At 62.1% G+C, this 12,965-nt stretch carries 12 protein-coding genes; all 12 read right to left on the reverse strand.

Annotated elements, in window-relative coordinates; genetic code table 11:
• Nucleotides 1-343: hypothetical protein (locus D8U70_RS20715; protein WP_241664677.1), on the reverse strand; the 343-nt coding region annotated here is incomplete at its 3' end.
• Between the two features lie 132 nt (nt 344-475).
• Nucleotides 476-1,168: an anti-sigma factor gene (locus D8U70_RS20720; protein WP_016775384.1), complete on the reverse strand. Its 693-nt coding sequence runs from the start codon at nt 1,166-1,168 to the stop codon at nt 476-478.
• Complete coding sequence (locus D8U70_RS20725) at nt 1,165-1,692, reverse strand: sigma-70 family RNA polymerase sigma factor (protein ID WP_071172975.1); 528 nt, start codon at nt 1,690-1,692, stop codon at nt 1,165-1,167. The genes D8U70_RS20720 and D8U70_RS20725 overlap by 4 nt, the downstream gene beginning before the upstream one ends.
• A 161-nt stretch (nt 1,693-1,853) precedes the next feature.
• The gene (locus D8U70_RS20730) at nt 1,854-2,375 is read right to left on the reverse strand and encodes a DUF3455 domain-containing protein (protein WP_071172974.1); all 522 of its coding nucleotides are present in this window, start codon (nt 2,373-2,375) and stop codon (nt 1,854-1,856) included.
• A 170-nt stretch (nt 2,376-2,545) separates the two neighbouring features.
• Nucleotides 2,546-4,180 (reverse strand): ABC transporter ATP-binding protein, encoded by a 1,635-nt coding sequence (locus tag D8U70_RS20735; protein ID WP_130929625.1) that lies wholly within the window; start codon nt 4,178-4,180, stop codon nt 2,546-2,548.
• Nucleotide 4,181: 1 nt separating this feature from the next.
• Nucleotides 4,182-5,204 (reverse strand): ABC transporter permease, encoded by a 1,023-nt coding sequence (locus tag D8U70_RS20740; RefSeq protein WP_122703664.1) that lies wholly within the window; start codon nt 5,202-5,204, stop codon nt 4,182-4,184.
• On the reverse strand, nt 5,204-6,268 hold the full coding sequence (yejB, locus tag D8U70_RS20745) for a microcin C ABC transporter permease YejB (protein WP_130929626.1): 1,065 nt from the start codon (nt 6,266-6,268) through the stop codon (nt 5,204-5,206). The genes D8U70_RS20740 and yejB overlap by 1 nt, the downstream gene beginning before the upstream one ends.
• 1 nt (nt 6,269) lies before the next feature.
• On the reverse strand, nt 6,270-8,135 hold the full coding sequence (locus tag D8U70_RS20750) for an extracellular solute-binding protein (RefSeq protein ID WP_130929627.1): 1,866 nt from the start codon (nt 8,133-8,135) through the stop codon (nt 6,270-6,272).
• A 226-nt stretch (nt 8,136-8,361) separates the two neighbouring features.
• Entirely contained in the window at nt 8,362-11,073 is a 2,712-nt protein-coding gene (locus D8U70_RS20755; protein ID WP_177433988.1) for a TonB-dependent receptor, read from the reverse strand.
• A 211-nt stretch (nt 11,074-11,284) separates the two neighbouring features.
• Nucleotides 11,285-11,686 (reverse strand): biopolymer transporter ExbD, encoded by a 402-nt coding sequence (locus D8U70_RS20760; RefSeq protein WP_016775377.1) that lies wholly within the window; start codon nt 11,684-11,686, stop codon nt 11,285-11,287.
• Entirely contained in the window at nt 11,686-12,393 is a 708-nt protein-coding gene (locus D8U70_RS20765) for a MotA/TolQ/ExbB proton channel family protein (protein WP_122703670.1), read from the reverse strand. The genes D8U70_RS20760 and D8U70_RS20765 overlap by 1 nt, the downstream gene beginning before the upstream one ends.
• 45 nt (nt 12,394-12,438) lie before the next feature.
• Nucleotides 12,439-12,965 (reverse strand): energy transducer TonB (locus D8U70_RS20770; protein ID WP_130929628.1); only part of this gene is annotated, 527 nt, incomplete at its 5' end.

Genomic DNA, 12,965 nt, shown 5'->3' on the forward strand with positions numbered 1-12,965 from the left:
TCAGACGATCCGAACCACCTTCAGCAACGCGGCGTTCGATCAGACGATCCGAACCACCTTCAGCAACGCGGCGTTCGATCAGACGATCCGAACCGCCTTCAGCAACACGGCGTTCGAGCAGACGATCCGAACCACCTTCGGCAACGCGGCGTTCGATCAGACGATCCGAACCACCTTCGGCAACGCGGCGTTCGATCAGGCGATCCGAACCGCCTTCAGCCAGACGGCTTTCGATCAGTTTGTCCGAGCCGCCTTCAGCGATCATGGTGTGCGCCGGGGTGGCGGCAAATGCGTTAACTGCGAAAACCGAGAAAGCGATGCTGAGAAGAGTCTGGCGTTTCATGATGGTGTGCTCCGGGGTGTTGTTGGTTGGTATGGAGCTGATGTTACGCCCGGAATTTTTTATGAGAACTTCATTGCCGTGATGGTGAACATCGACGTCGATGATGGTTGCGGACAACCGCGTAGCAGAGCCTCAGAGCACCTTCACCGCACGCCCGATCGCCTGAATCGGCCCGGTCGGTTTGCCGATCGGTGAGCCGTTGGCGCCTTCCAGCGTCAGCTCAAACAGCTGGTTCGGCTGCAACGGCGGCAGTTTGTCCAGCGGCACCGACAACGCCTGCCCCGGCTTGACCAAGCCCAATGACACCGGCCCCGACCAGCCGTCAGCCTTGGTCCAGAACTCCAGCGCCTTGTCCGCCGGCACCTCGACCACGCCCAGCGGGATCAACTGGATCTCCCGCGCATTGCTCGCCTGAATCACCCAGCCCGGCGCTTTGTCCTGCGGCGCCACCAGCACCACCAGATAACTCGGTTTCGGCGCAGTCTGCGTCAGCAGCATCGTGCCGAGGATCAATGTCGCCGCCAGCCCGGCCGCGCTCAAGCCGCGCCACAGCGGCAGCAGATTCCACCACGAGGTCAGCGGCTTCTTCACCGTAAGCCGTTCGAGACTGCGCTCGATGCGTGGCCACAGCTGCGCCGAGGGTTGCTGAGGTTCGGCCAGATCGGTCAGCTCCAGCAGACGTCGCTCCCATGCGTCGACTGCCGCCCGCAATTCGGGATCGTTCGGCAGGCGCCGTTGCACCTCGATGCGCTGCTCGAACGACAAGGTGCCAAGCACGTATTCGCCGGCCAGTTCATCCCGTTCCTGCGCTGATTCGCCGGTCATCCCATGCACTCCCGCAAAGCATTGAGGCTGCGCTTGATCCACGCTTTGACCGTGCCCAGCGGCGTGTCGAGGCGTGCGGAAATCTGCGCGTGGCTGTAACCGTCGACGTAGGCGTGGAGGATGCAGCTGCGGCGCTGCGGTTCCAGTTGTTCGAGGCAGCGATGAATGCGCGCCGAGTGAACATCGACCGCCTCATCAGGCGCCGCTGCCTCATGTTCTTCGCTGAACGGCGTTTCCCGACTTTGCTTGCGCAGCTGATTCAAGGCCAGATGCCGGGTCACGCTGAACATCCAGCCCCGCGCCGAACCGCGCGCCGGATCGAACCCGGCGGCGCCGTTCCAGATCTTGATGAATGCCTCATGCACAATGTCCTCCGCCAGCGCCGTATCGCGCACCAGCCGCTTGGCCACACCGAGCAGGCGCGGGCCTTCCTGCACATACAAATCGCGCAAAGCCGCGCGCTCGCCCCGGGCACAGGCGGCGAGGCGGGCTTCGTAATCGAAAACGGATTCGGGTAAAGGCATGGGGTGCAATCTAGCTCACATTTCCCAAACATCCAGAGGCATGGTTCCCTGTGGGAGCGAGCTTGCTCGCGAATGCGGTGGGTCAGAAAGTAATAAGGCGACTGACACTCCGTCTTCGCGAGCAGGCTCGCTCCCACAGGATTGTGCACTGCTTCCGAATATCAGTTCGCCGCCCAGAAAATATAATCCGCCTGATACTTCACCACTTCCTGCTTGCCCTTGTTCGCCATGGTGCACTCACTGCCCGGCGCGACGCCGCCCTTGAGCGCGACACGCTGGATATAGCTGACCCCGCTCATCGCGCCTTTGCCCTCGGCCGGATTGGCCTTGACCAGTTGATAGGGCAGGTTGCCCGGGCTCGACGGTGCCACGGCGAGTTGTGTGCCGGTGACTTTCGAACCGTCCTTGGCTTGCCAGGTCGCTGGCGGGCCGAAATAGGTGCCGACCTGTTTGCCGCTGCGATCATTGAGCACCGCTTTCGGACCGACAAAGGTCCACTCGGTCTGCCCGGCCATATTGGGTTTGTCGCGGCATTCGTAGGTGATCTCGCCAACCCCGGTGGTTTCCAGGGCAATCTTGTGCCCGTCCGGCACCTTGATCGCGTCGGGATAACTGCTCTGGGCGAAGGTGGTCGCGGTGAAAGCGAGCAAACCGGTGAAGCCAATCAGCTGGGTGATGTTCATCCGATGATTCTCCGAAAAGGGTAGGGCGCTGACAGCACCAGAGTGGGCTGTTACAGGGACTACCCGTGGCGGAGGCGATTGGATGCAGTGCCGGAAAAATAAATTTCAAACACCACCGATCAAACCTGTGGGAGCGAGCCTGCTCGCGAAAGCGTCGGGTCAGTCAGCACTTATGTGACTGACGCACCGCATTCGCGAGCAGGCTCGCTCCCACAAGGCTCTCTGTAAGGCTTCAGGCCGGAGGCTTTCAGTAACTCTTGGGTGTATGGATGTTGCGGCGCAGCGAAGATCTCCCGCGACGAGCCTTGTTCAACCACCTTGCCATCCTTGATCACCATCAAGTCATGTGCCAGCGCATGTACCACCGCCAGATCATGGCTGATGAACAGATAGGTCAGCCCATGCCTGATCTGCAACTGGCGCAGCAACTCCACCACTTGCTTCTGCACCGTGCGATCCAGCGCCGACGTCGGTTCGTCGAGCAGGATCAGCGCCGGTTCCAGCACCAGTGCGCGGGCGATGGAGATGCGCTGGCGCTGGCCGCCGGAAAACTCGTGAGGGTAACGATGGCGGCTTTGCGGATCGAGTCCGACTTCCTCGAGCACGCGAATTACCGCTGCCTCGCGCTCGGCCTCGCTGCCGATGCCGTGGGTCAGCAAGCCTTCGGCGATGATCTGCTGCACTGACATGCGCGGGCTGAGGCTGCCGAACGGGTCCTGAAACACCACCTGAATCTGCCGGCGCAACGGGCGCATCAGACGCTGATTGAGCAGGCTCAACTGCTTGTTGCCAAAACGGATATTGCCCTCTGATTCGACCAGTCGCAGGATCGCCTGACCCAGCGTCGACTTGCCCGAACCCGACTCGCCGACGATGCCCAACGTCTTGCCGCGTTGCAGGGTGAAACTGACCCCGTCCACCGCTTTGATGTAATCCTGCTGGCGGCTGAAGAGTTTTTTCGGCAGGGGAAACCACACCTTCAAATCATCGACTTCCAGCAGGTTGTGCTCGTACTCACTGGGCACTGGCGCGCCGCTCGGTTCAGCCTCGATCAATAAGCGGCTGTAAGGATGTTGCGGCGCCTGGAACAGCGTCTCGCAATCGGCCTGTTCAACGATCTCGCCTTGACGCATTACGCACACACGCTGAGCGATCCGGCGCACCAGATTGAGGTCATGGCTGATCAGCAACAGCGACATGCCGAGGCGCTGCTGCAACTCGATCAGCAGCTCAAGAATCTTCTGCTGTACGGTTACGTCCAGCGCCGTGGTCGGCTCATCGGCAATCAACAGTTCCGGCTCGTTGGCCAGCGCCATGGCGATCATCACCCGTTGCCGCTGCCCGCCAGAGAGTTGATGCGGATAGGCTTTGAGTCGCTGCAACGGCTGGCGAATACCGACCAGCTCCAGCAACTCCAGGGTCCGCGCGCGAGCGGCGCGGCCCTTGAGGCCCTTGTGGATTTCCAGCACTTCGCTGATCTGTTTTTCCACAGTGTGCAACGGGTTCAGCGAGGTCATTGGCTCCTGGAAAATCATCGCAATGCGATTGCCGCGCAGACCACGCATCTGCTGTTCGCTGGCGTGCAGCAAATCCACGCCGTTGTAGCGAATCGCGCCGCTGCTGGTGACGCTCTGGCCCGGCAGCAGACGCAGAATCGAATGCGCCGTCACCGACTTGCCCGAGCCGGACTCGCCGACCAGCGCCAGACACTCGCCACGGCGTATATCGAGGTTCACACCGTGCACCACTTCTTGCCCTGCGAAGGCGACGCGCAGGTCGCGGATCTCGATTAAATGGTCTTGCATGTCAGCTCCTAGGATCAAAGGCATCTCGGCACGCTTCACCGATGAAAACCAACAAAGACAGGATCAGCGCCAAGGCAAAAAACGCCGTCAGCCCCAGCCACGGTGCCTGCAGATTGCGTTTGGCCTGGCCGATCAGTTCACCCAGCGATGCGGTGCCGGCGGGCATGCCGAAGCCGAGGAAATCCAGCGCGGTCAGGGTGGCGATGGCGCCGGTGAGAATGAACGGCAGGTAGGTGAGGGTGGAGGTCATGGCGTTGGGCAGAATGTGCCGGCGCATCAGTTCGCTGTCGGTCAGGCCCAGCGCCCGCGCGGCTTTCACGTATTCGAGATTGCGTCCACGGAGGAACTCGGCGCGCACCACGTCGACCAGCGCCAGCCAGGAAAACAGCGCCATGATCCCCAGCAACCACCAGAAACTCGGCGAGACGAAGCCGGAGAGAATGATCAGCAGATACAGCACCGGCAGCCCCGACCAGATTTCCAGAACGCGCTGCCCGAGCAAGTCGACCCAGCCGCCGTAATAACCCTGTAAAGCCCCGGCGAGAATGCCGATCAACGCGCTGATGGCGGTGAGGATCAGCGCGAACAGAATCGAGATCCGCGTGCCGAAAATCACCCGCGCCAGAACATCGCGAGCCTGATCATCGGTGCCCAGCCAATTGCTCGATGACGGCGGGCTGGGCGCCGGTTCGGTGAGGTCGTAGTTGACCGTGTCGTAGCTGAACGGGATCGGCGGAAACAGCATCCAGCCGCCCTGATCCTCGACCAGCTTGTGTACGTAGTTGCTGGCGTAATCCGGCTGAAACGGCAGCTCGCCGCCGAAATCGGTTTCCAGATAATCGCTGAGGATCGGGAAGTAGAAGGCGTCGTGGTAGCGGATCACCAGCGGCTTGTCATTGGCGATCAACTCGCCACCGAGGCAGATCAGGCACAGGCCGATAAACAGCCACAGTGACCAGCGCCCACGGCGGTTGGCCTTGAATTGCGCGACGCGGCGCTGGCCCAGAGGCGACAGTGTGAACATCAGGCAGTCCTCGCCGAGAAATCGATGCGCGGGTCGAGCAGGGTGTAACAGAGGTCGCCGATCAGCTTGATCAGCAGGCCGAACAGGGTGAACAGAAACAGCGCGCCGAACACCACCGGATAGTCGCGCGACACCGCCGCTTCGTAGCTCATGCGCCCGAGGCCGTCGAGATTGAAAATGGTTTCAATCAGCAGGGAGCCAGCGAAAAACACTTCGATCAGCGCCGACGGCACGCCGGCGACCACCAGCAGCATGGCGTTGCGAAACACGTGGCCGTACAGCACGCGCCTCTCGGTCAGGCCCTTGGCTCGTGCGGTGATCACGTACTGCCGGCTGATCTCGTTGAGAAAGCTGTTCTTGGTCAGGATCGTCAGCGTGGCAAAGCCGCCGATCACCAGCGCCGTGACCGGCAGTACGAGGTGCCAGAGGTAGTCGCCGACCTTGCCCAATGTGCTGAGGCTGTCGAAGTTGTCCGACACCAGCCCCTGCACCGGAAACCAGTTGACGTAGCTGCCCCCGGCGAACACCACGATCAACAGAATGGCGAAGAGAAACGCCGGCATCGCGTAGCCAACGATGATCGCCGTGCTGCTCCAGACATCGAAGGCGCTGCCGTTCCTGATTGCCTTGCGAATGCCCAGCGGGATTGAAATCAGGTAGGTGATCAGCGTCGCCCACAAGCCCAGCGACAGCGACACTGGCAGCTTCTGCACGATCAGGTCGGTGACCCTGGCGCCGCGAAAGAAGCTGTTGCCCAGATCCAGTTGTGCGTAGTTTTTCAGCAGCAGCCACAGGCGTTGGTGCAGCGGTTTGTCGAAGCCGTAATGGTGTTTGATTTCCTCGATCAGCGCCGGGTCTAGCCCACGGCTGCTGCGCCCGGCACCGCCGACCGCCGCGACTTCGCCGCCACCGCCCATGCTGTGCCCGCCAAAGCCTTGCAGGCGGGCGATGGCTTGTTCCACCGGGCCGCCGGGCGCGGCCTGCACGATAAGAAAATTCACCACCAGAATGCACAACAGCGTGGGGATGATCAGCAGTAATCGGCGACTCAGATAACGCAGCATGTCACTGGCCTCCCGCAAGCTGAGCGTTCATCTGTTGAGTCGTCAGCGGCCTGGCCGAGACTTCCCACCAGGTGTTGAGGCCTTCGTCATACGAAGGTTGCACGGCGGGTATGCCGAAGCGGTTCTGATACACCGTCGGCGTGCCTTTGGAGTAGTAGTTGGGAATCATGTAGTAACCCCATTGCAGCACCCGGTCGAGGGCGCGGGCGTAATGCACCATCCCTTCGCGGCTGTTGGCCTGGACCAGCCCGTCGAGCAGTTGATCGATTGCCGGATCGGCCAGCACCATCGCATTCGAGCTGCCGACTTGCGTGGCACTTTGCGAGCCATACAGGCTGTACAACTCGCGGCCCGGCGAGACGATCGGATCGCCACTGCGCGGGAAAGCGCAGACGATCATGTCGTAGTCGCGAGCGTTGAGGCGGTTGATGTATTGCGCTGAATCGATGCGGCGCAGATTGAGCGTGATGCCGATCTGCGCGAGGGTGCGTTTGAACGGCAGCAGCATGCGATCGAAGCCGCCCTGGCCATCGAGAAAGGTGAATTCCAGCGGCTCGCCGGCGGCGTTGACCAGACGATTGTTTTTCGCCGTCCAACCGGCTTCGGCGAGCAGCTTCAGCGCTTGCAATTGCTTGTCGCGGATGTAGCCGCTGCCATCGGTTTTCGGCGCTTCATAGACCGTGGTGAACACCTCGTCAGGAACCTTGCCGCGCAACGGTTCGAGGATCTTCAATTCCTCGGCATCGGGCAGGGCGCTGGCGGCCATTTCACTCTTGGGCCAGAAGCTGTTCTGACGCACGTAGAAGCCGCGCATCATCTGTTTGTTGGTCCACTCGAAATCCCAGAGCAGGCTGATCGCCTGACGCACGCGGCGATCCTTGAAGAACGGATTCTGCAGGTTGAACACGAAGCCCTGAGCGGCGGTGGGTTTGTCCGTGGCGAGGATCGACTGTTGCAAACGACCGTCGCGCAATGCCGGGCTGTCATAGCCGACCACATAACCGGACGAGGAGAACTCGCGGTTGTAGTCGAACGCGCCGGCCTGCAGCAGTTGGCGAGCGACGTCGGTGTCGCCGTAGAAATTCACCGTCAGGCTGTCGAAGTTGTACATGCCGCGACTGACCGGCAGGTCCTTGCCCCACCAGTCCGGGTCACGCTGGAAACTGATGCTGCGCCCGGCGTCGACCTTGCTCACCCGGTACGGCCCGCTGCCCAGCGGTGGCTCGAAGCCGCCGCCGTTGGCGAAGTCGCGGGTTTTCCACCAGTGCTCGGGCAGCACGCGCAGCGTCGCCAGATCCAGCGCGAGGGTGCGATTGAGGTTGTTCTTGAAGGTGAAGCGGACCTGGCGTGGACCTTCGACCAGCACGTCCTGCACGTCGGCATATTGCTGGCGATAACTCAGGCTGCCCTTGGTCATCAGCAGGTTGAAGGTGTAGCGCACGTCTTCGGCGGTGATCGGCGTGCCGTCGGCGAAGCGTGCCTTGGAGTTGAGGGTGAAGCGCACCCACAAACCTTCGGGATCGCGCTCGATCTGCTGCGCAACCAGAGCGTAAACCGTGTAGGGCTCATCCAGCGAACGGAACGCCAGCGGCGCGTAGACCCAGTCATTGACCTGCACCACGGAAATGCCCTGATCGGCATACGGCGTGATGTAGTTGTACTGACCGATCTCCATCGACGCACGGCTGAGCGAACCGCCCTTGGGCGCGTCGGGGTTAACAAAATCGAAATGCTTGAAGCCGGCCGGATATTTCGGCGCCTCGCCGTACACCGTCAGCGCGTGACTGCCGCCGGCCAGCGCCGAAGTGCCAGTGCACAGCAGCGCACTGCCGAGCAGCAGGCCAGCCATGTTGCGCAAAAAACTCATGAAGTCACCCTTGAAATCCCTGAAGGAACCCGGACCCCCGGTGGGAGCGAGCCTTTGTGGCGAGGGGATTTATCCCCGATCGGCTGCGCAGCAGTCGCAAGATCAATGCATGCGGTACTTCTGATGCTCCGCGTCGGCAGGTCCTGGGGGCGCTTCGCACCCCATCGGGGATAAATCCCCTCACTACAAAGGCTCGCTCCCACAGAGGGATGCGTTTTATTTGGGGTTAGAAGTGGTAAGTCATGCGCGCAAACAATGTCCGGCCCAGCGGGTCGGTGTAGCGCGGGTCATAGCCGCTCTGGAAGTTGTAGGCCTGGTTGGAGAACGGCGGGTTGCGATCGAACACGTTCTTCATCCCGGCATCGACGTCGAGTACCTTGTTGAAGGTGTAGCCGGCCGACAGATCCCACACCGAATACGAGGCCACGCGCGAATGGGTGTCGCGGTCATAGTCGTTGTAACCGGTGGTGAAGCGGTTGGTCAGCGCTGCTCGCGCCGCGCCCAGGCTCCAGCTGCCGGTGAGGTTGTGCTTCCAGCGCGCGATCACGCCGTCACCCTGAAAGTCGCCGACCTTGTCGGTGAACGGGCCTTTGATGGTGCTCTGGAAGTCGTACTCGTCGACATAGGTGCCTTGCAGGCCGAGACCAAACTGACCGTACGGCGTGTTCGGGAAGCGATAGTCGAGCGACACGTCGACACCATTGGTCTCGACGATGCCGAGGTTGGCGTTGCCGGTAACGATGTAGTTAAGCGTGCCGTCGGCGTTGCGCACGAAGCGGTCCGGGTAGGATCCGGCCTGATCGAACACCGTGGATTCCGGGAACGGCTGGATCTGGTTGGAGATGTGAATCCACCAGAAATCCAGACCCACCGAGAGGTTGCTGATCGGCTGGTAGACGAAGCCCAACGTCACGTTGCGCGCCTTCTCCGGGGCCAGATCCTCGTTGCCGCCAATCTGGTTGAGGAATTGCTGACCGCAATCACGCCCGCCGTTACCGCCCGGTTGCACCACACCGCCGGTACACAGCACGGGATCGTTGTAGAAACCCTGGGTGAAGGTGATGCTGCGCGGCGAATACAGCTCGTACAGCGATGGCGCGCGGAAACCTTCGCTGTAGGCACCACGCACCACCAGCTCTTTGATCGGCTGATAACGGAACGAATATTTCGGGTTGGTGGTGCTGCCGAAGTCGCTGTATTTGTCGTGGCGCACAGCGGCGGACAATTCAAGGCTGTCGAGCACCGGCACGTTGAGTTCGGCATAGGCGGCCTTGACGCTGCGGTCGCCCTCGACGCTACCGGCCGGGTCGATGCCGAGGCTCTGGATGTCGCCGGCGAACGACTCGAAGTCCTGATGGAATTTCTCCTTGCGGTACTCGCCGCCCAGCGCCAGACCGGACGGACCTGCGCCGAACCAGTCGCCGATTTCACGGCTGACGCGACCATCGAACCCGGCCACGCGACCCACGGCGGTGGAGTAGGCGCCGTGGTACGCGGCGGCATCGATGTACTGCTGGCCGGCAGCGGTCTGCGGGCCGAACGGGTTGAGCAAACCGCTGGCCAGCCCGTCAATCATCGCCTGATCGCTGACATAGCCACTGGTGACGCTGGAGACGATTTTGTTCTGGTTGTACGAGGCGCCGACGTTGTAATCCCAGCCGCCAACCAGACCATCGAAGCTCAGCAGAAAGCGCTGGCTGGTGTTCTGGTCTTTCGATTCACGCGGGCCGGCAGCGGTTTCACGCCAGTTGACATCGACCGGCTGCGTCGGGTCGAGGGCGAAATCGGTGGGCGCCGGGGTGATGCCGTTGCCGGGGTAGTAGGGCGACGATGAATCCAGGCTCAGACCAGTCAGTGGCGCCGGGCCGACGGCGACGGCGTTGTTGTTGCGCGACCAGAAATATTCAAGGTTGGCATTGTGATCATCGCCGAGCTTGGCAGTGGTCTTGCCGAAGAACGAGGTCTTCTCGGTCTGTGGCACCAGGTCGATGAATTCACGGGTGCTGAAGCGGCACAAGCCGTCGCGGGCGATCAGGTTGGGGCCGTTGCAGTTGCTGTTGGCCAACGGGTTGGTGGCGTTGCCGTTCTGGCTGTAGTTGCCGGGGAACGCGGTGCCGGAGGTCTGATCGAGACCGCGACCGGGCGCGTAGTCGGTGGCGAAGGAGCGGTCGTTGGCGTCGAGGTTCTGCTGCTTGTTGTAGTTGAACACGCCGAGGACGTTGAAGCGGTCTTCTTCCAGATCGCCGTAGCCCCAACTGGCGCTCATGTCCTTGGTCGCGCCGCCACCGCTGTGGGTCGGCGTTTCGCCACCGAGGGTCAACGCGCCGTCGGTAAGGGATTTCTTGGTGATGAAGTTGATCACACCGCCGATGGCGTCGGTGCCGTACAGGGCCGAGGCGCCGTCGCGCAGCACTTCCACGCGCTCGATGGCGGCGAACGGGATCATGTTCAGGTCCACCGCGCCGCCGGCCGAGTTGGTCCCCGACAGGGCATTGTTGGCCAGGCGTCGACCGTTGAGCAGCACCAGCGTCTTGTTCGCGCCGATGCCGCGCATGTCGGCAAACGACGCACCGCCAGTGGCCGCGCCGACGGAGCCGGCGCTGTTGTTGATCGACTGACTACCGGTGATGCGCTGGACCAGTTCGGCGGTGGTGGTCACGCCCTGTTTGCGCAGCTCGTCAGCCTTGAGGATGGTGATCGGCACCGCCGTTTCCGCATCGACCCGGCGAATCGCCGAACCGGTCACTTCGACCCGTTGCAGTTGCGTGGTCGGCGCCGCCACCACAGCGGCTGCCGGCGTGGCGCTGCTGTCGTCCTCGGCCGCTTGCACGGTCCCGGCGCCCATCCCCATGGCCACCAGATACAGCGGAACGAAACGGTGGCGAGACATTGTTGCCACCAAAGGTTTGAGCGTGAAGCGTGGAGTGTTCATCAGCATGGTTGTTTCCGATTTTCAGACGTTATCGAATTGGCCTTGTGAGCCGCTCATTGCTCCGCTTCCGGTGATACCGCGCGCGGAAAACCACTTTCTTCAAGCAAGCCGATCCCCTCCGAAGACGCGTAGCGTTTTTTCGGTCGGCCGGGTGCGACGGGATTTCTTTTTTCAGCGGTGCCGGGCGGGAGCTTTCAACAGCCGCCCGGCACCGCACTCAGTGGGTGGTCATCACCGAAATCTTGCTGATGCCGGAGCGTTCGATCGATGCCATCGCCTTGGCCACCTGGCCGTAATTGACGGCGGCATCGGCCTGCAATTGCACACGGACTTCGGCGTCTTTGGCCTTGACCTCCTTGAGACTGGCCTCGAGGGATTCCGGGGCCAGCTCGGTCTTGGCCAGATAGAACTTGCCGTCCTGATCGACGCTGACCACCACCGGATCCTTCTTTTCGGCGGGGGCGACGGCGTCGGTTTTCGGCAGGTTGACCTTGATCGCGTTGGTCATCAGCGGCGCGGTGACAATGAACACCACCAGCAGCACGAGCATCACGTCGACCAGCGGCGTGACGTTCATTTCGCTGAGCACTTCATCGCTGTCTTGAGTGGAGAATGACATCAGCTGGCCTCCCGCACGGCGTTGGTGCTTTTGCTGGCAATGGCCTGGCGGCTGATGGAAAAGGCACTGCGCGAGGCGAGGGCGTCGAAGTCGTGGGCGAAGTCGTCCATGTCCGCCGAGGCGAGTTTCAGCCGACGCAGGAAGAAGTTGTAGATCAGCACCGCCGGCACGGCGACGGCGATGCCCACGCCGGTGGCGATCAGCGCGTGGCCGATAGGCCCGGCGACCGCTTCAAGGCTGGCCGAGCCGGTTTCGCCGATGCTTTGCAGGGCTTCCATGATTCCCCACACGGTGCCGAACAGGCCAATGAACGGCGCGGTGCTGCCGATGCTGGCGAGGATCGCCTGGCCGTTTTCCAGGGAGCGACGTTCTTTCTGGATCTGCTGGCGCAGGTTGCGTTCCAGGCGATCGGAACGGTTGATGGTGTGCGCCAGTTGTTGCGTGGTGCGCGGCGAATCTTCCACCAGCAGGGCTTCGAAACCGCTGCTGGCGATGCGCGCCAGCGAGCCCGGATACTGGCTGGCGTGTTCGGCGGCGGTGAGCAGGTCCGGCGCGCTCCAGAAGGCTTTGGTGAACTGTTTGTTCTGCGCTTTCTGGCGCAGGTACTGGGCCGACTTGACCAGCAGGATCGCCCAACTGACCACGGAAAACAGCACCAGGCCCCAGAGCACACCGGGGACAATCATCGAAGACAGTGAATCGTTCATGGCTACACCTCGCTTGCGTTAATCAGTAATGAGTCGGTTGCGCCGTCATTGCGGCAATTTGAAATCGATGGTCTGGGTGGCGAAGCCGTCGATCGGCGTGTCACCGCGCTTGGCCGGAATGAACTTCCAGTTCTTCACCGCCGCGACGGCCGCCTCATCCAGTTGCGGCTTGCCGCTGGACTTGGTCACCGTCACGCTGCCGGCACGGCCGTTGGCCAGCACCTGAATGCGCAGCACCACGGTGCCTTCCCAATTGCGCCGCAGCGCCAGCGACGGATATTCCGGCGGCGGGTTGCCAAGGCTGGCCAGGCCGGAAATCGCCGCCGATTCCTTGACCGGAGCGGGCGCAGCAGGGGGTGCCGGTGGTGCGCTCGGTGTTGTCGGCGCCGCAGGTGCGGCAGGTGGCGCCGGGGCCGGCGGCGCTTTCGGTGGCTCGACTTTCTTCACCGGTTTTGGCTTCTCGACCGGTTTCGGTTTTTCGATCGGCTTGGGCTTCTCCACAGGTTTGGGCGGCGGCTTGACCGCGTCCTCGTCCTCCACCGGCTGCTCGGGTTCCGGCGGCGGTGGAGGAC

It is taken from the genome of Pseudomonas sp. Sample_20 (genome assembly GCF_004307585.1).
GTDB lineage: Bacteria > Pseudomonadota > Gammaproteobacteria > Pseudomonadales > Pseudomonadaceae > Aquipseudomonas > Aquipseudomonas atacamensis.